The sequence below is a fragment of the Oceaniglobus indicus genome (assembly GCF_002751875.1).
Lineage (GTDB): Bacteria > Pseudomonadota > Alphaproteobacteria > Rhodobacterales > Rhodobacteraceae > Oceaniglobus > Oceaniglobus indicus.
Window position 1 is genome coordinate 256,657 of sequence record NZ_NMZM01000004.1, and the last position, 17,105, is coordinate 273,761.

General features: G+C 64.4%; 16 protein-coding genes and 1 tRNA gene. 10 read left to right on the forward strand and 7 right to left on the reverse strand.

Features of this window, described 5'->3' with window-relative positions; all coding sequences use genetic code 11:
- Positions 1-5: 5 nt before the first annotated feature.
- Positions 6-845 (reverse strand): AAA family ATPase, encoded by an 840-nt coding sequence (locus CFP68_RS08345; protein WP_099826452.1) that lies wholly within the window; start codon positions 843-845, stop codon positions 6-8.
- A 170-nt stretch (positions 846-1,015) separates the two neighbouring features.
- Between CFP68_RS08345 and dksA the strand changes: the two genes are divergently transcribed.
- Positions 1,016-1,438, forward strand: coding sequence for an RNA polymerase-binding protein DksA (gene dksA, locus CFP68_RS08350; protein WP_099826453.1), 423 nt, complete (start codon positions 1,016-1,018; stop codon positions 1,436-1,438).
- 110 nt (positions 1,439-1,548) lie between these two features.
- Positions 1,549-2,706: an FAD-dependent oxidoreductase gene (locus CFP68_RS08355; RefSeq protein ID WP_099826454.1), complete on the forward strand. Its 1,158-nt coding sequence runs from the start codon at positions 1,549-1,551 to the stop codon at positions 2,704-2,706.
- A gap of 3 nt (positions 2,707-2,709) precedes the next feature.
- Here the strand turns inward: CFP68_RS08355 and tpiA are convergent, their stop codons facing one another.
- On the reverse strand, positions 2,710-3,462 hold the full coding sequence (tpiA, locus tag CFP68_RS08360) for a triose-phosphate isomerase (RefSeq protein WP_099826455.1): 753 nt from the start codon (positions 3,460-3,462) through the stop codon (positions 2,710-2,712).
- Between the two features lie 59 nt (positions 3,463-3,521).
- Here tpiA and CFP68_RS08365 point away from each other — a divergent pair, with 59 nt between their 5' ends.
- Entirely contained in the window at positions 3,522-4,322 is an 801-nt protein-coding gene (locus CFP68_RS08365; protein ID WP_099826456.1) for a phosphatidylserine decarboxylase, read from the forward strand.
- Positions 4,319-5,074, forward strand: a complete 756-nt coding sequence (gene pssA / locus CFP68_RS08370) for a CDP-diacylglycerol--serine O-phosphatidyltransferase (RefSeq protein WP_241524002.1) — start codon at positions 4,319-4,321, stop codon at positions 5,072-5,074. The genes CFP68_RS08365 and pssA overlap by 4 nt, the downstream gene beginning before the upstream one ends.
- A gap of 9 nt (positions 5,075-5,083) precedes the next feature.
- On the opposite strand, the gene CFP68_RS08375 is transcribed toward pssA, so the two are convergent.
- The 4 genes from CFP68_RS08375 to CFP68_RS08390 all read right to left on the reverse strand — a co-directional run bounded on the left by CFP68_RS08375 (position 5,084) and on the right by CFP68_RS08390 (position 9,024).
- Positions 5,084-5,464 carry a HesB/IscA family protein gene (locus tag CFP68_RS08375; RefSeq protein ID WP_099826457.1) on the reverse strand — a complete coding sequence of 127 codons (381 nt, stop codon included), beginning with the start codon at positions 5,462-5,464 and terminating at the stop codon, positions 5,084-5,086.
- A 118-nt stretch (positions 5,465-5,582) separates the two neighbouring features.
- A complete protein-coding gene (locus tag CFP68_RS08380) occupies positions 5,583-5,948 on the reverse strand; it encodes an SUF system Fe-S cluster assembly protein (RefSeq protein ID WP_099826458.1) in 366 nt (121 codons plus the stop codon).
- Between the two features lie 65 nt (positions 5,949-6,013).
- Positions 6,014-7,660 carry a mechanosensitive ion channel family protein gene (locus tag CFP68_RS08385; RefSeq protein ID WP_099826459.1) on the reverse strand — a complete coding sequence of 549 codons (1,647 nt, stop codon included), beginning with the start codon at positions 7,658-7,660 and terminating at the stop codon, positions 6,014-6,016.
- On the reverse strand, positions 7,657-9,024 hold the full coding sequence (locus tag CFP68_RS08390; RefSeq protein WP_099826460.1) for a RimK family alpha-L-glutamate ligase: 1,368 nt from the start codon (positions 9,022-9,024) through the stop codon (positions 7,657-7,659). Before CFP68_RS08390 ends, CFP68_RS08385 begins: the two co-directional genes overlap by 4 nt.
- A 113-nt stretch (positions 9,025-9,137) precedes the next feature.
- Between CFP68_RS08390 and tgt the strand changes: the two genes are divergently transcribed.
- The 6 genes from tgt to pdxA all read left to right on the forward strand — a co-directional run bounded on the left by tgt (position 9,138) and on the right by pdxA (position 15,981).
- A complete protein-coding gene (gene tgt / locus CFP68_RS08395; RefSeq protein ID WP_099826461.1) occupies positions 9,138-10,268 on the forward strand; it encodes a tRNA guanosine(34) transglycosylase Tgt in 1,131 nt (376 codons plus the stop codon).
- Between the two features lie 242 nt (positions 10,269-10,510).
- Positions 10,511-12,925: an endopeptidase La gene (gene lon, locus CFP68_RS08400; protein ID WP_099826462.1), complete on the forward strand. Its 2,415-nt coding sequence runs from the start codon at positions 10,511-10,513 to the stop codon at positions 12,923-12,925.
- Between the two features lie 203 nt (positions 12,926-13,128).
- Positions 13,129-13,485 (forward strand): HU family DNA-binding protein, encoded by a 357-nt coding sequence (locus CFP68_RS08405; protein ID WP_241524003.1) that lies wholly within the window; start codon positions 13,129-13,131, stop codon positions 13,483-13,485.
- Positions 13,486-13,497: 12 nt separating this feature from the next.
- A tRNA-Val gene (locus CFP68_RS08410) sits at positions 13,498-13,572 on the forward strand.
- Positions 13,573-14,206: 634 nt separating this feature from the next.
- Positions 14,207-14,794, forward strand: coding sequence for a Stf0 family sulfotransferase (locus CFP68_RS08415; protein WP_158234145.1), 588 nt, complete (start codon positions 14,207-14,209; stop codon positions 14,792-14,794).
- A gap of 206 nt (positions 14,795-15,000) precedes the next feature.
- Entirely contained in the window at positions 15,001-15,981 is a 981-nt protein-coding gene (gene pdxA / locus CFP68_RS08420) for a 4-hydroxythreonine-4-phosphate dehydrogenase PdxA (protein WP_099826464.1), read from the forward strand.
- A gap of 21 nt (positions 15,982-16,002) precedes the next feature.
- On the opposite strand, the gene CFP68_RS08425 is transcribed toward pdxA, so the two are convergent.
- A complete protein-coding gene (locus CFP68_RS08425; RefSeq protein WP_099826465.1) occupies positions 16,003-17,040 on the reverse strand; it encodes a four-carbon acid sugar kinase family protein in 1,038 nt (345 codons plus the stop codon).
- Positions 17,041-17,105: the final 65 nt, after the last annotated feature.

Below are 17,105 nucleotides of genomic sequence, written 5' to 3' on the forward strand. Positions count from 1 at the left end.
CGGGGTCATCGTTTGCCGCGGGCCATGAACGCCAGCCGTTCGAACAGATGCACATCCTGTTCGTTCTTCAGCAGCGCGCCGTGCAGCTTTGGCAGCGCGTCGGCGCCGCCCCGCCTGAGGTCTTCGGCATCCAGATCCTCGGCCAGCAGCAGTTTCAGCCAGTCCAGCACTTCCGAGGTTGACGGTTTCTTTTTCAGGCCCGGCGTTTCGCGCAATTCGAAGAACTGCGTCAGGGCGGCGGTCAGCAGCGCGTCCTTGATGTCGGGGTGGTGGACGCGAACGATCTTCTTCAGCGTCTCGGGGTCGGGAAAGCGGATATAGTGAAAGAAACAGCGGCGCAGGAAGGCGTCGGGCAGTTCCTTTTCGTTGTTGGAGGTGATGATGACGATGGGGCGGTGGCGGGCGGTGACGGTTTCGCCGGTCTCGTAGACGTGGAACTCCATCCGGTCGAGTTCCTGCAACAGGTCGTTCGGGAATTCGATGTCGGCCTTGTCGACCTCGTCGATCAGCAGCACGCAGCGTTCGGGGCTGGTGAACGCCTGCCACAGCTTGCCGCGCCGGATGTAGTTGGCGACGTCGTTGATTCGCGAATCACCCAGCTGGCTGTCGCGAAGCCGCGATACGGCGTCGTATTCATACAGGCCCTGTTGCGCGCGCGTCGTCGACTTGACGTGCCATTCAATCATTTCCAGGCCCAGGGCACCGGCCACCTGGCGGGCCAGTTCGGTCTTGCCGGTGCCCGGTTCGCCCTTGACCAGCAGGGGGCGTTGCAGGGTCACGGCGGCATTGACCGCGACAGTCAGGTCGCCCGTCGCGACATAGGTATCGGTGCCGGTGAATTTCATTGATCTATCAATTCCCTGTCTGGCGCGCTTCATCTTGCCCACTGCGGCACAATGAACCCGTCAAAGCCTAGTGACAAGGCAGGTCTGTTGGTCTATCCCACCGCCGAGGGAGCACTGGGATGGTTGACCCGAACAGCGACACATCGCCGGCGAAACATAGGGGAGATTCCATGAAGGTGGAGACATTTCTGCCGGACGACTATCGTCCTGCCGAGGACGAACCGTTCATGAACGCGCGGCAGGTGGAATATTTCCGCCGCAAGCTTCTGAACTGGCGCAATGACCTTCTGGACGACAGCAAGAGCACGGTGCAGGGCCTTCAGGATGGCACCCGCAACATCCCCGACGTCGCGGACCGTGCATCCGAGGAAACCGATCGCTCGCTCGAGTTGCGCACACGGGATCGTCAGCGCAAGCTGGTCGCCAAGATCGATTCGGCGCTGCGGCGAATCGAAGAGGGTGAATACGGATATTGCGAAGAAACCGGCGAGCCGATCTCGCTCAAGCGTCTGGACGCCCGACCCATCGCCACGCTGAGCCTCGAGGCGCAGGAACGTCATGAGCGGCGCGAGAAGGTGCATCGCGACGATTGATCCAGACCGCCGCGCCGGTGTTCACGGGCGGCGGTGACATGACGAGGCGAACGTCTGCGCCGGGGTGGGAACGCTCCGGTGTTTTGCGTTCAGGGCAGGGAGACGGCGGAATGATCTCGGGGCGTCGGATCACGGTCATCGGTGGCGGTATCGCGGGGCTGAGCGTGGCATTGGCGGCGGCGCAGCGCGGCGCGCGGGTGCGCGTTCTGGAACGTGCGCCGCGCCTGGACGGCGACATCGGGGCCGGGCTTCAGATTTCACCCAATGGAGTTGCGGTGCTGACGGCACTGGGCCTGGCCGATGAACTGCGCCGCATCGGGATTGCCAATCAGGCGGTCGTGTTGCGGGATGGCGCGACCGGGCGGCGGGTGGCGGCGATGGACCTGTCGGACCGCGCGTATTTCCTTGTTCATCGCGGTGACCTGGTCGACATGCTGGCCAAGGCGACGTTGGCCGCTGGTGTCGACATCCAGGTGGGCCAGGCCGTCGAGACCCTGCGCGAGACGTCGGGCGGCGTCAGTCTGGGCGGGTCGGGTGCGGCGCCGCTGGCGATCGGGGCGGACGGGCTGCATTCCGTGGTGCGCGGTGTGCTGAACGGCGCCCGTGCGCCTGCGTTTACCGGCCAGACGGCCTTTCGCGCACTGGTGCGCGCGACCGGCAAACCACCGGCGCGGGCCGAGGTGTTCATGGGACCGGGCCGCCATCTGGTGCGCTATCCCCTGCGCGACGGGGCCCTGATCAATCTTGTGGGTGTGGTCGAGCAGGCGGAATGGCAGGCCGAGGGATGGTCGCACCCGGCGGATCCCGATGCGTTCCGCGCCGCCTTTGCCGGGTTCTGTCCCGGCGTGCGCGACACCCTGAGCCGAGTGGAGACCGGGTTTCTGTGGGGGTTGTTCCGCCATCCGGTGGCGGCGACATGGCACTCGCGGCGGCTTGCCCTGCTGGGCGATGCCGCGCATCCGACATTGCCGTTTCTCGCCCAGGGCGCGAACCTCGCGCTTGAAGATGCCTGGGTGCTGGCCGATTGCCTGGATCGGTTTGCGCAACCCGAAGGTCTGGCGCGGTATCAGGCGTTGCGCCGCCCGCGGGTCATTCGTGCGATCGCCGCGGCCAATGCCAATGCGCGCAACTATCACCTGTCAAATCCGCTGGTGCGCGGCATTGCCCACGCCGGATTGCGCGGGATCGGCAAGGTGGCGCCCGGGGCCATGCTGCGCAAGTTCGACTGGCTGTATCAGCACGACGTCACGGCAGGCCCCGGGCGGTAGGACTCAGGATTTGCCCAACGCCGCGACGATGCCGCCGAAATCGGCCGCTTTCAGTGATGCACCGCCCACCAATGCGCCGTTCACGTTGGTCACGGCAAAGATCTCGGCCGCGTTGGCGGGTTTCACCGATCCGCCGTAAAGCAGCGACATCAGCGCGCCCTTTTCGCCGAACCGCGATTCCAGCCGCGCGCGCAGGAAATCATGCACCTCGGCGATCTGGTCGATCTCGGGCACGCGGCCGGTGCCGATGGCCCAGACCGGTTCATAGGCGATCACGGTGTTTTCCGCGGTCGCACCATCGGGCACCGATCCGCCCAGTTGCGCGGCGACGATGTCCAGGGTGGTGCCGGCGTCGCGCTGCTCCAGCGTTTCGCCGATGCAGACGATGGCGATCAATCCGGCGGCATGGGCGGCCTCGGTCTTGGCCCGCACGTCTTCGTCGGTTTCGCCGTGGTCGGTGCGGCGCTCGGAATGGCCGGTGATGACATGGGTGGCGCCCGCGTCCTGCAGCATCGCGGCCGAGATGTCACCGGTGTGCGCGCCCGAGGATCTGGCATGGCAATCCTGACCGCCGACCGCCAGCGCGCCCTTGTCGGCGATACCTGCCATGCGATGCAGCAACGTGGCGGGCGGACACAGCACCATGTCGCATCCGGGTTTCGCGTGCTCTTTCAGCAGGGCCTCGACCTCGGCCAGGGCATCGGCGGTTCCGTTCATCTTCCAGTTGCCGGCGGCGATCTTGCGGGGTGCGCTCATGATGTGATCCTTTGCGTTTGCGTTGCCACAGGGATACCCCGGATGACGGGCGCGGGCAAATGCCCGCGGGGCTTTGCGCCATTGTGAAAGCGCGCGGTTTCTGGCAGATATCGCGCCACTTCGGCGCCGGACCTGTCGCGCGCCGCAAGCGGAAGGAAACCTGCGCCATGAACATGATGTCCACCTTCGTCAAACCGATGCACCCCGAGGGGCGGCGGTTCGTCGCCATATTCGCCGCCATCGCGCTGGTCCTGTTCTTTCTGTGGGAGCCGCTGGGATGGATCGGCGTCGGCGCAACGGTCTGGTGCTATTACTTCTTTCGTGATCCACAGCGCGTGACGCCGCGCCGCGAGGGCCTGTTGGTCAGCCCGGCGGACGGCTTGATTTCGCTGATCGAACCGGCCGTGCCCCCGGCCGAGCTGGACATGGGCGATGCGGCCCTGACGCGGGTCAGCGTGTTCATGAACGTCTTCAACTGCCACGTGAACCGCGCGCCCATCGCCGGGCGCGTTGAAACCGTGGCCTATCGCCCCGGCAAGTTCTTCAACGCCTCGCTGGACAAGGCATCGTCGGACAACGAACGCAATTCCATGTGTCTTGAAATCGCCGACGGGCGACGCATCGCGGTGGTGCAGATTGCCGGGCTGGTGGCGCGGCGCATTGTCTGTTTCACCGGGGCCAACGCCACCCTCGGCACCGGCGAGCGGTTCGGGTTGATCCGTTTCGGCAGCCGGGTCGATGTCTATCTGCCCGATGGCGTCGCGCCGCTGGTGGCGGTCGGCCAGACGATGGTGGCGGGCGAAACCGTGATCGCGGATCTGACCAGCGACGAGGACGCGCGCCGGGGACACGTCCAATGAACGACCTGATGCCGCCCGAGAAATCGCCCAAATCCGAGATGCTTATCGTTCAGCTTCTGCCGAACCTGCTGACGCTGGCGGCCATCGCCGCCGGTCTGTCGGCGATCCGCTTCGGGATCGAGGGCAATTTCGAGCGTGCGGTGCGTCTGATCCTGCTCGCCGGTGTGCTGGACGGGCTGGACGGGCGCGTCGCGCGGATGCTCAAAAGCGAAAGCGAAATCGGGGCCGAGCTGGATTCGCTGGCCGATTTCGTCAATTTCGGCGTGGCGCCGGTGCTTCTGGTTTATCTCTGGGGGCTGGCCGAATTGCGCAACGAAGGCTGGATCGCGCTGCTGATCTTTGCCGTCTGCTGCGTTATCCGCCTGGCACGCTTCAACGTCGGAAGCCGCAGCGGCGCCGACGACGGGCCCAGCGATTTCTTCGTCGGCGTCCCGGCGCCTGCAGGTGCCGTTCTGGTCATGTTGCCGATGTATCTGTTCTTCACGTTCGAGGTCGCGCCCGACGATCCCTTGCCCGAACTGGCGATCAGCGCCTGGATCGTCGCGGTCGGCCTGCTGATGGTCAGCCGGATCCCGACCTATTCGATCAAGAAGACGACCATCGCGCGGGAACGGGCGCGTTACCTGATGATTGCCGTGATCGGCTTCATCGCCGCGCTGCTGACGTATACCTGGGTAACGCTGTCGGTGGTGACGCTGGCTTACCTCGTGTCGATCCCGTTCAGCGCCCGCGCCGCACGGCGCGAGGGCTGAGCGTGGCGCCTAGGCGTCGGGCGGGGTGGTTTCCAGCTCGCTCACGTCCTTGAACTTGATCGATTCACCACAACCGCAGGCGTCCGTGACGTTGGGATTGCGGAACTTGAAGCCCGATTCCAGCAGCGATGTTTCATAGTCGATCTCGGTGCCGAACAGGAACATCTGCGCCATCGGGGCGATCATCACGCGGGCGCCATCGACCTCGACCAATTCGTCGTGGGGATCGACCTCGGTGACGTAATCCATGGTGTATTCCATGCCCGCGCAGCCGCCCTTCTTGACGCCGATCCGCAGGCCCTGATGGTTGTCGCGGGCCATCAGGCGCGAGATCTGGCGTTGCGCGGCGGGGGTCAGGCTTACGGCTTGCTTGCCGGGTATTCCGAACATTGCACGTCCTTTCGGTCTTTTACCCAATCTAGGGGCTTTGCCATCATGGCTCAAGACATGCGCCGGTCACGAAAGCGGGCGAAGGTGGCGATCGAACGCCTGATCGCCGATATGCGCCCTACATGAAGCCCAGTTCAAGCCGGGCCTCATCCGACATCATGTCCATGCCCCAGGGCGGATCCCAGACCATTTCGACATCAACGGACTTGACGCCGGGCACCGGGCTGATCGCGTCGGCCACCCAACCGGGCATCTCACCGGCGACGGGACAGCCCGGCGCCGTCAGGGTCATCAGGACCAGAACATCGTTCTCGGCGCTGATCTCGATGGTGTAAATCAGACCCAGATCGTAGATGTTAACGGGGATCTCGGGATCATAAACGGATCGGCAGGCTTCGACCAGCTGGTCGTAAAGCGGGTGATCGGTCGATGACGGGCGGATCAATGGTGCGCCTTCCATAGGTGCGGCGTTCTCTGCGGTCATGGAATCCTCGTCGATTAGTTGAGTGAATATATAAGGATTCGACGTTGGCGCGTCCAGTGGTGGTTTCAGCCCGTCACGTCATCGAAGGTGGCGCGGGGCAGGATCGGGTGATCGGCGTCGCGGTCCATCTGTTGCAGCTTGCTCAGCAACGCCTCGCGCACCTCGCATTCCGCGGCCCAGCCCACATCGGGGTTTTCCACCGGAATCTGAAAGCGCGCGACCGGGCCGAAGGCGTCCTGATCGACCATCTTCATCTGCGCGTTGTCCGGATCGCTGACGCCGTCATGATCGCGGACGATGGCGTTGAACGCCTCGCGCACGGCATCCAGATCGGCGGAATGGGCCAGGGTGATGCGGATCGTTCGCACCTGGCTGGTCTGGGCCAGCGTATAGCTCAGGAAACTGTCGGACACGAAACGTTCGACCGGCACCACAAGGCGGTCACCGTTCCACACCTTGAGCTGCACGAAGGTGAAATGGATGCGTTCCACCGTGCACCATTGGCCTTCGAAGTTGATCTGATCACCGATCCGGGCCGAACGGTTCAGCATGATCTGCATCGAGGCCAGGATATTGCCCAGCACCCGGCGCGCGGCAAAGCCCAGAATCAGCGTCAGCGCACCCGCCGACGCCAGCAACGACAGGCCCAGACGCGATGAAAGCTGGGCCGCTGACAGGACGATGCCGACGGAGACGACGGTGGCAAGGATCACCAGAACGCGGCGCGCCGCGCTCATCGCCGTGGCCAGGGTCCGGCTGTCGTCGCGGCCGTGTTCCGACAGCTCGCCCATGTCGAACGTGACGAACCGTCGCATGGCGGTGTCGATCATCTGCAGCGCGAACAACATGAAGGCCAGGACATAGCCGATCACGATCAACGGGTTCATGACCGCCGAAATCGGGCCCGAGAAGACGACCAGCGAACCGGTCGCGATCCAGACCACCGATGTCACCACCGCGATTACCGACGGCCAGCGCAGGGCGTGCAGCGCCGCCGTCTGCCAGCCGCCGTCGGCCTTGCGCGAGCGCCATTCGAACATCCGATAGCTGGACCACCCCGCAAGCGCGGCCAGTGCCAGCAACAGCGGCAGCGCGATCAGCTCCCACCACGCCAGGCCCCAGATCGCCTCGCGGCGCAGATGCTCGGGCAGCATGCGTTCCAGCCGGGTCGGGCCGTGGATGGCATAAAGCGTGTCGATCCGGTTGACCGTTTCGCGCGAGAACACCCAGACCGGATCGCCGTTGGGCGGCTTGACCCGGTTCAGGCGGATTTCGACTTCGCGCCGGGGGCCGTCGACATACGAGATCAGGATCGACTGCCGCGCGCTGCCGGCCGTGGCGCTGTCGCCACTGGCCCGCGCGTCCAGGTTGTCGGGCCGGTCCAGAAGGCGGCGCCACGGGATCAGCACGTTCCGGTCCATCAGCCGACCCAGTCTGTTGGCCAGTTCGGGCCCGACGGTTGCCTGCCGTTCTTCGGGAACGTCGGCAAGGTTCAGGACATGGGCGGCGTCCATGCTGCGTCCGGCCTCGACGCTGTCGATGAAGGTTTCCATCGCGGAATAGGCCGTCCGCCGGTTCACCGTTTCGGCGGGGGGGGGCAGGCCCGGGTTCAGGCTGTCGATCTCGAACCACGGATCCTGGGCAAGACCGCGCGCAGGGGCCCATGCGATGGCGGCAAGTGCCGCCAGCATCAGGATGAACCGGCGCATCATTCGCCCCGACGCTTGCGCACCGGCGCCGGGCGCACGCGTTTCTCGATCGCGTCGATCAAGCCGGCGGCAAGGTTCAGCCCGCTGGCCGTCTCCAGCGGCTCCAGCCCCGGCGTGGCGTTGATGCCCAGCACTTTCGGCCCGTCTGACGTGCGCAGGAAATCCACGGTGGCGAAGCCCAGCTTGAACGCGCGCACCGCCCGCACGGCGGTGTCGCGTTCGCTGCGGCGCAGTTTGATCGATGTCGCGGGCGTATCGGGATCGGGGCGGCGGATCGACGCCACGACCTTGCCCGCCAGCACGAGACAGCGGATGGCACCCGCCGCGTCGTCCTTGAGGTAATCCTGAACAAGGAAATTGGCCCGCAGGCCCCGGAAGGCGTCGATCACCGATGTGGCGGCCGCGCGACTTTCGGCCAGCACCGATGTGCCCTGGCCCGGATCCAGCAGCTTGATCAGCAGTGGCGCCCGGCCGACAAGGCCGATCAGGTTCGCGTTGTCCTTGGGCGATGCGGCAAAGGCGGTGGCGGGCATTCCGATATGATAGCGCGCCAGCACCTGCTGGGCGAAGATCCGGTCGCGCGAGGCCATGATCCCCTGCGAGCCGTTGACGCAGTGGGTGCCGATGGTTTCGAACTGCCGGATCACGGCAGTGCCATAGGGCGTGATCGCCGGGCCGATGCGCGGGATCACGGCATCATACCGGGGCAGCCGCTTGCCGTCGTAATGCACTTCGGGGGCGATGGCGTTGATCGCCATGTAACAGCGGGTGGTGTCGATCACCTCGATCCCGTGGCCGCGTTTTTCCGCCTCTTCCACCAGTCGGCGCGCGGTAAAGCTGGCCGCCTCGCGCGACAGGATCGCAAGGCGCAGCGCGCGGTCGGGGGCCGCCGCGCGCACCTTGGCCGTGTGATAGGGGCTGTAATCCAGTTCCGGCTGGCACAATCGTTCGGCCGGCGCGACCACCATGTCGGCGCCGATCGCCTGTCGCCCCAGCAGCATCCGATACGCCATCGCACCACGATCCGTCAGCGTCAGCTGCACCGGCCATTCACGTCCGCCCATGGCGATGCGGCTTTCGATGACATAGCGAAACTCGGTCTCGCCGTTGCTGGAGGTGACCTCGCGCCGGTCGGCGATCGGTGCGGAACAGGCGATGGTCAGGTCGTGCCGGCCCGGAATCGGGCGCACGGTGAACCGGACCTTCGGTTTCGCGGCCGGGCCGAAGGGTTCGACGTCGAAGGCGTGCAGCGCCGAGGTGCGCGCCCCGGTGTCCACCTTGGCCTTCAGCGCAGGCAGGCCCAGGTCGGGCAGGGCGCACCATTCTTCCCATCCAAGGCGGAACGGCGTTTCGGACGTGTCGGTCATCGGTGGGTTCCGGTTTGTGGTGCCTCTCCGGTCATAGCGCGGATCGCGGGGCCATTGCCACCCGCCGATACGCCGACCTTGCGTTTGCGCCGCCCCGGCGTAGAAGACAGATCATGACACACCGATTTTCCTTCGCCCTGCACGCCACCGATGGCGCCTCGCGCACCGGCGTCATCGACACGCCGCGCGGCCAGATCCGCACGCCCGCCTTCATGCCTGTCGGCACTGCCGCCACGGTCAAGGCCATGTTGCCCGAAAGCGTGCGCCAGACCGGCGCCGATATCCTGTTGGGCAACACCTATCACCTGATGCTGCGGCCCACAGCAGAACGGATCGCGCGGCTGGGCGGGCTGCACCGGTTCATGAACTGGGACCGGCCGATCCTGACCGATTCCGGCGGCTTTCAGGTGATGAGCCTGTCGGATCTGCGCAAGCTGACGGAAAAGGGCGTGACCTTCCGTTCGCACATCGATGGATCGAAGCATGAGCTGACCCCAGAACGCAGCATGGAGATCCAGCGGCTGCTGGGCTCTGACATCGTGATGTGTTTCGATGAATGTCCGGCCTTGCCCGCGTCGCGCGAACGGATCGCCGAGTCGATGGCCCTTTCCATGCGCTGGGCGCAGCGGTCGCGCGACGCCTTTGGCGACCGCCCCGGTCACGCATTGTTCGGGATCCAGCAGGGCGGACTGGAACCCGATCTGCGCGCCGAAAGTGCGCGCGCGCTGATCGACATCGGGTTTGACGGCTATGCCGTCGGCGGTCTGGCGGTGGGCGAGGGGCAGGAGGCGATGTTCGGCTGTCTCGACCACGCGACCGGCGTGCTTCCGGTGGACAAGCCACGCTATCTGATGGGGGTGGGCAAGCCCGACGATATCGTCGGTGCGGTCAAGCGTGGCATCGACATGATGGATTGCGTTCTGCCGTCACGTTCGGGGCGCACGGGGCAGGCGTTCACCCGTCACGGCGTCGTGAACATCAAGAACGCGCGCCATCAGGAAGATCCGCGGCCCCTGGACGAGGAATGCCGCTGTCCCGCTTGCCGCGGCTATTCACGCGCCTATCTGCACCACGTGTTCCGCGCGGGCGAGATGATTTCGGGCATGCTTCTGACCTGGCACAACCTGACGTATTTCCAGGACATCATGCAGGGCATGCGCGACGCCATCGCCGCGGGAACCTTTGCCAGTTGGGAGGCCGATTTCCACACCGCGCGCCGTGCCGGCGACATCGATCCGATCTGAAACCGCCGTTCGCGATCACGCAAGGGCATCCGGGTCAGGATCAGCAGAGATCCGGCCAATCCGGTGTGCCGCAGGGCGATCCGCCTTGCCCGCGCGGCCTGCAAAATGCAATATGTCGGCCTAGATTGACGGGCCAAGGTTGAACTATCCGGTTCAGATACCAGATAATTCAGCGAGACTGGAGAGGGTCGATGTTGCCGCGATGCGGGACAGGTGCCTTCTTGCCAACCAAGGATAAAAACATGACCGAGCAACTCAGCCAATCTTTCCCCGTGTTGCCCCTGCGTGACATCGTGGTGTTTCCGCACATGATCGTGCCCTTGTTCGTCGGGCGCGACAAATCCGTGCGCGCCCTCGAGGAAGTCATGGCCGACGACAAGCAGATCCTGCTGTCGTCACAGATCGACCCCGGCGTCGACGACCCGACGACCGACGGGATCTATCAGATCGGCGTTCTTGCCAACGTCCTGCAATTGCTGAAACTTCCCGACGGAACCGTGAAGGTTCTGGTGGAAGGCCGGTCGCGGGTCAAGATCACCGACTATGTCGAGAACGACCGCTTCTTCGAAGCCCACGCCGAACTTCTGGAAGAAACCGAAGGTGACACCGATGCCGCCGCGGCACTGGTGCGGTCGGTCGGCGAGGAATTCGAACGTTACGCCAAGGTCAAGAAGAACATCCCCGAAGAAGCGCTGGCTTCCGTTTCGGAGACGCGCGAATCGGGCAAGCTGGCCGATCTGGTCGCGGGCCATCTGGGCGTCGAGGTGAATCAGAAGCAGGATCTTCTGGAAACGCTGGCAGTGTCCGAGCGGCTGGAGAAGATCTTTGGCCTGATGCAGGGCGAGATGTCTGTCCTTCAGGTCGAGCGCAAGATCAAGACCCGCGTGAAATCGCAGATGGAGCGCACCCAGCGCGAGTATTACCTGAACGAACAGATGAAGGCGATCCAGAAGGAACTGGGTGACGGCGAAGAGGGCGGCAATGAAGTTGCCGAACTGGAAAAGCGGATTTCCGAGACGAAACTGTCGAAGGAAGCCCGCGAAAAGGCCGACGCCGAGATCAAGAAGCTGAAGAACATGTCGCCCATGTCGGCCGAGGCAACGGTCGTGCGCAACTATCTCGAGTGGATGCTGTCGATCCCGTGGGGCGTGAAGTCGCGCGTCAAGAAGGATCTGACCCATGCCCAGAAGGTGCTGGATGACGACCACTACAGCCTCGACAAGGTCAAGGAACGGATCGTCGAATACCTGGCGGTGCAGCAGCGCAGCAAGAAGCTGAAAGGCCCGATCATGTGCCTTGTCGGCCCCCCGGGTGTCGGCAAGACGTCGCTTGGCAAATCCGTGGCCAAGGCAACGGGACGCGAGTTCATCCGCATCTCGCTGGGCGGGGTGCGCGACGAATCCGAAATTCGCGGCCACCGACGCACCTACATCGGGTCGATGCCGGGCAAGATCATCCAGGCGCTGAAGAAGGCAAAGACGACCAACCCGCTGATCCTGCTCGATGAAATCGACAAGATGGGTCAGGATTTCCGGGGCGATCCGGCGTCGGCCATGCTTGAGGTGCTTGATCCCGAACAGAACGGCACCTTTGTCGATCACTATCTCGAGGTCGAATATGACCTGTCCAACGTCATGTTCCTGACGACGGCGAACTCCTACAACATGCCGGGCCCGCTTCTGGACCGGATGGAGATCATCCCGCTGTCGGGTTACACCGAGGACGAGAAATCCGAGATCGCCAAACGGCACCTGATCGCCAAGCAGATCAAGAACCACGGCCTGAAGAAGGGCGAGTTCGAGATCACCGACGAGGCGTTGATGGAAGTGATCCGCACCTACACCCGCGAGGCGGGCGTGCGGAACCTCGAACGTGAAATCGCCAAGCTGGCACGTAAGGCGGTGACGCGGATCGTGCGCAAGTCCGAAACCAAGGTGGTGGTGACGCCCGAGAACCTGGAAGATTTCCTGGGGGTCAAGAAGCACCGCTATGGCCTGGCCGAAACCGAGGATCAGGTGGGTGTCGTGACCGGCCTGGCCTGGACGTCGGTGGGCGGTGAATTGCTGTCGATCGAGGCGCTGCGCCTGCCCGGCAAGGGTCGGATGAAGACCACCGGCAAGCTGGGCGATGTGATGAAGGAAAGCATCGACGCCGCGTCGTCCTATGTGCGGTCCATCAGCCCGACCATCGGGGTGAAGCCGACCAAGTTCGACACGACTGACATTCACGTTCACGTGCCTGACGGTGCGACGCCCAAGGACGGGCCGAGCGCGGGACTGGCCATGGTGACCAGCATCGTGTCGGTTCTGACCAAGATTCCGGTCAGGAAGGATATCGCCATGACCGGCGAGGTGTCGCTGCGCGGCAACGCGATGCCCATCGGCGGATTGAAGGAAAAACTGCTGGCCGCCCTCAGGGGGGGAATCACCACGGTCCTGATCCCGCAGGAAAACGCCAAGGATCTGACCGAGATCCCGGACAACGTGAAGCAAGGTCTGACGATCATTCCGGTCACCCACGTGTCCGAGGTTCTGGAGCACGCGCTGGTGCGCAAGCCGGAGCCGATCGAATGGGACGAGGCCGCCGAAGAAGCGGCGGCCGCGAAGGCCGCACTTGAGCGTCGGAGCGAGTCCGGCGCAGGTGCGGTCGCCCACTGATCGCGATCACAAGACCAGGGCGGACGCGCGATACCGATGCGTCCGCCCTTTTCGTTTGCGCCTGCCGCATGGCCGGGTGAGTTGACGTTTCAACCGGCCATGGATCGTTCGTGACAGGGTGCGATGACGCTTCCTCCGGACGATCCTGACACGGTGGACTTTATGGTTTACGCTGCCCGAAACCAAAGAAAGAGGCAGCAACCATGCAAGACGAATTCGATCCGGATGCCACGACAGCCGACTCGCCCATGACCCTGGTGGCCGAGGTTTCGCCGGTGGTGGCCGATGCGCCGCTGAAAAAGCCCGATCTGATCGAACAGGTCGCCGCGACCTCGGGGTTGAAGAAGAAAGACGCCAAGGCCGCGGTCGAAGCCACGCTTGCCGCCCTGGGCCAAGCCCTTGCCGACGGGCGAGAGATGAACCTCCCGCCGTTCGGCAAGCTCGCGGTCAACCGCACCAAGGTGAAATCCAACGGCACCGTAACCATCGCGCGCATCCGCCAGCCTTCGGCCATGCCAAAACCCGATGACCCTCTTGCGTCGGCCGAAAAGGACGTTTAACACCACCCCGTCGGGTGATTAGCTCAGTGGTAGAGCGCTTCGTTCACATCGAAGATGTCGGGGGTTCAAATCCCTCATCACCCACCATTCTCTCGCTTTGCTGACTTGCGGTCTTCCGGATCCCCGCCTGCGCAACGGTGTTGGGTTTGTCGCGCCGTAGGGGTCGTGGCAGGGGCCGTGTGGGCCTGTTCCAGTCGTGACGTGCGCATGCTTCGGCTTTCAGGATGGCTTCGGCACCGCCATTGCCGGGTGCCCCTGCCCATGAGACGAGCCGCTGTCGCCATTCCGGCGAACCGGCGGAAAAGGTGTGGATTTTTGCTTCCGCCTTCATGTTCGGGACGAGAACCGGACATGTGTCCTTGCGCCGCATGCAAATCGTATCGAGCGTCGATAAGCGTGCTGGTGTTCCACGCATGGCCGTCCCATGGTGTGGGGCTTGGCGCGCGCGCCAGGTCGCGGCGCGCGCCGCGCGCAGTCAGCCCCATGGGTTTCGCTTTGGTGAGCCGCGCGTTGCGGAACAATATCGCGTCCGATGATCCATGCGACAGCTGCGAACACTGGTCTGCCAGATGGCGACCGGTAACCTTGTTGGGACTTGTAACCATGACACGACGTTTTCTAATTGCCGGGCTGCCGCGCAGTGGCACCACTTATCTCATGACGCTCCTGAACTCCCACGCCGATGTGCGTTGCTCCGCATGGCGTAATCGGCATAGGCTGGGTGAACCGCGAGGCAAAGACACTTCTGGATCGGGACATTGCTCCGGCGGACTATCTCGACGAGTTCTACAAGTGGGACACGTTCAGCGGTGCGACCGCTGTAGGGGCGAAATGGATGATCGGCCACCACCCCGAGATCCTAGACTACATTCGGGACAACCCCGACATCCGCATCCTCAGCTTGCGCCGGGACAACAAGCTGGCCCAGGTCGCTTCGCACATGAAGGCCGTGCAGACGAAACAATGGGCCACGAGAAAGGCATCCGAGGTGGACCGCGAGCCCATTGAAGCAGGCCCGCGCCGGGTGGCACAGGTTGCCCGTGAGATGGCAACGTCCGACTATCTGTTCACGCACTGGCTCAAGGGTCTGCGCAACCCGGCGATGCATATCTCTTACCGGGATATGTTCAGCTCAAATTTCAACTCGGAGGTGTGCACCTTCCTCGGCGTGGCGCAATCCAACCAAATGGCATCGTCCTTGGTCAAGCAAGGCAGCAATGACATACTGTCCCGCTTCAAGAACGCAGCGGCGATCAAGGACTATTTCACCGCCGTGGGCAACGCCGGATGGTTGCAACCGGAACTGTGATCGGGTCCCACGCGCGGGAATGACGCAAGGGTGCATATGATCGCGCGGCCGCCGCGCGATTGTGTGAACGGTATGCCAACGGATACGGTCGCGACCCGGGCGAAACATGCGCGAAGCCCGGGCGCGCCGTATTCACGCCGCCGTCATTGGCTGTTATCACCCGTGAGATCACCCCGGGTGTCACATCAGCGAAGGCAGGAAGCGATATGTCCGACAAACCAATCGTCATCACGATGGGCGATCCCTCGGGGGTCGGGCCCGAGGTGACCGTCAAGGCGCTGGCCAGCCTGTCGGCCGCGGATCGTGCGCGCTATGCGGTGATCGGAGATCGTCCGACGCTTGAGCGGGCTCTGGCGGCCTGCGATCTGGATCTAGCGCTGGCCGATTTCGGCACAGCGGCGCCGGATGGGGCGCTTTCGGTGATCCATGTGCCTGTCGATGGCCTGCCCGGCACCTTCGGCACGCTGTCGCCCGCCTGTGGCGAGGCCGCGTTCCGTTTCATCGAACGGGCCGTCGGGATGTCGATGCAGGGCGAGGCAGGCTGTATCGTCACCGCACCGATCAACAAGGCGGCGCTGAATGCCGCCGGGCACCATTACGACGGTCATACCGGCATGCTGGCCCATCTGACCGGTGCGAAATCCAGCTGGATGTTGCTGGCTTCGCCGACGTTGAACGTGTTGCATGTCTCGACCCACGTATCGTTGCGCGATGCCATCGGACGCGCGACGCCCGAACGTGTGCTTGAGACGATTCGCACCGGGCACCGGCACTTTCAGCGGATGGGCGTCGAGAACCCGCGCATCGCCGTCGCCGGGATCAACCCGCATTGCGGCGAAGACGGCCTTTTCGGCACCGAGGACGACACCCAGATCGCGCCCGGCGTGGAACTGGCCAAGGCCGAGGGGATCAACGTCGAAGGCCCGATCCCGGCCGACACGGTGTATCACCGCGCCAACACCGGCGCGTTCGACCTGGTGATCGCGCAATACCACGATCAGGGGCATATCCCGATCAAGCTGATCGCGTTTGACACCGCGGTCAACGTGTCGCTGGGGCTGCCGATCGACCGCTGTTCGGTCGATCACGGCACGGCCTTCGACATTGCCGGAACCGGCAAGGCCAATCACGTCAACATGCTGGCCGCGCTGGATTATGCCGGCCGGCTTGTCGCCGGTCCGCGCTGAGCCGGGCCGACCGCTGGCGGCTCAATCCGTAGCGGCGTTCAGCTTGCGCGCCAGGTGGTGCAGGGTGTCCGGCGCGCCGAAGCCGCCGGATTTGGTGATCAGGGTAAGCCCCGGACATCCGTCCACCATCCGCGACACCGGCAGGCCGGGCAGGATTTCACCCGCGATGCGCACCAATGTGCAGTTCAGCACGCGCAAGACCGCGGCGGTGGTCGCACCACCGCACACGAACAGCGTCGCGGGCTGCTGTCGCCTGACCCATGTGGCCAGGCCGTCGGCAAATCTCTCGCTCGCGACCTCGGGCGGGACGGGGCCGGTGCCGGGGCCCAGCTGAACCATCCGGATCGCGGCGGGGTCGGCGGGGGATGGCGGAACCTGACCGTTGGGAGCAACAAAGGGATCGAACCCCTCGATTTGCGCCAAAGTCACCGGATCGCGCGAGCCGATTGCCAGAAGGGCAGGGGGGCGCACGCGGGGCGGCATCCCGGGATCGGCGCGCCCGGTCATGCGCCGCGCCAACGCCTCGGCCAGGCCTGCGGCGCCGACATACAGCGCCGAAAGCGCGGCCGTGGCCAGCGCGGCGTCCAGGTCTTCCTGACGCTCGGCATCCAGAATCCGGCCCGCGTGCCCACCGATCCTGTCGGCGACCGGAATTGGTTCATCTACCCCGGCGCCGCAGACCGCGCCGTTGCGCACGAACCGGCCGAGGCGCGGAACCGCCGGACAAATCAACCCATCGGACCTGTGGCGCGCCAGAACGGACATCTCGGCGCCGATATGCCCCTTCAGCCGGCTATCCACCTTCTTGAACACGATCAGATCGGGCCAGTGGCGGGTCGCGCGTGCCTGTTCCAGAACGTCGCTCAGGCGGGAAACCGCCTGGCCCTGGTCCAGATCCCGACTGTTGGTCGAAACGGCGACGACGTCGGGGGCCTGTCTGACGGCCTCGCTCAGCGCGTCGGGCGTGCAGGCGCACAAAACCGACATGCCCCGCGCGGCGAAGGCGACCGAGGCATCGAGCGCGCCGGTAAGATCGTCGGCAATCAGGAAAATCTTCATCGATCAGGCACCATGGAAAGACGCGCGTCCAGTATCGCACAAAGGAAGGGCGATGAAAATCACCG

Excerpts from the sequence above, each read along its gene's own strand:
- CFP68_RS08385 (WP_099826459.1), bottom strand. The coding sequence starts at position 7,660 with ATGATGCGCCGGTTCATCCTGATGCTGGCGGCACTTGCCGCCATCGCA.
- CFP68_RS08425 (WP_099826465.1), bottom strand. The coding sequence starts at position 17,040 with ATGAAGATTTTCCTGATTGCCGACGATCTTACCGGCGCGCTCGATGCC.
- pssA (WP_241524002.1), top strand. The coding sequence starts at position 4,319 with ATGAACGACCTGATGCCGCCCGAGAAATCGCCCAAATCCGAGATGCTT.
- CFP68_RS08375 (WP_099826457.1), bottom strand. The coding sequence starts at position 5,464 with ATGTTCGGAATACCCGGCAAGCAAGCCGTAAGCCTGACCCCCGCCGCG.
- CFP68_RS08345 (WP_099826452.1), bottom strand. The coding sequence starts at position 845 with ATGAAATTCACCGGCACCGATACCTATGTCGCGACGGGCGACCTGACT.
- dksA (WP_099826453.1), top strand. The coding sequence starts at position 1,016 with ATGAAGGTGGAGACATTTCTGCCGGACGACTATCGTCCTGCCGAGGAC.
- CFP68_RS08405 (WP_241524003.1), top strand. The coding sequence starts at position 13,129 with ATGCAAGACGAATTCGATCCGGATGCCACGACAGCCGACTCGCCCATG.
- CFP68_RS08380 (WP_099826458.1), bottom strand. The coding sequence starts at position 5,948 with ATGACCGCAGAGAACGCCGCACCTATGGAAGGCGCACCATTGATCCGC.
- pdxA (WP_099826464.1), top strand. The coding sequence starts at position 15,001 with ATGTCCGACAAACCAATCGTCATCACGATGGGCGATCCCTCGGGGGTC.
- tpiA (WP_099826455.1), bottom strand. The coding sequence starts at position 3,462 with ATGAGCGCACCCCGCAAGATCGCCGCCGGCAACTGGAAGATGAACGGA.
- CFP68_RS08365 (WP_099826456.1), top strand. The coding sequence starts at position 3,522 with ATGCCCGCGGGGCTTTGCGCCATTGTGAAAGCGCGCGGTTTCTGGCAG.
- CFP68_RS08390 (WP_099826460.1), bottom strand. The coding sequence starts at position 9,024 with ATGACCGACACGTCCGAAACGCCGTTCCGCCTTGGATGGGAAGAATGG.
- lon (WP_099826462.1), top strand. The coding sequence starts at position 10,511 with ATGACCGAGCAACTCAGCCAATCTTTCCCCGTGTTGCCCCTGCGTGAC.
- tgt (WP_099826461.1), top strand. The coding sequence starts at position 9,138 with ATGACACACCGATTTTCCTTCGCCCTGCACGCCACCGATGGCGCCTCG.
- CFP68_RS08355 (WP_099826454.1), top strand. The coding sequence starts at position 1,549 with ATGATCTCGGGGCGTCGGATCACGGTCATCGGTGGCGGTATCGCGGGG.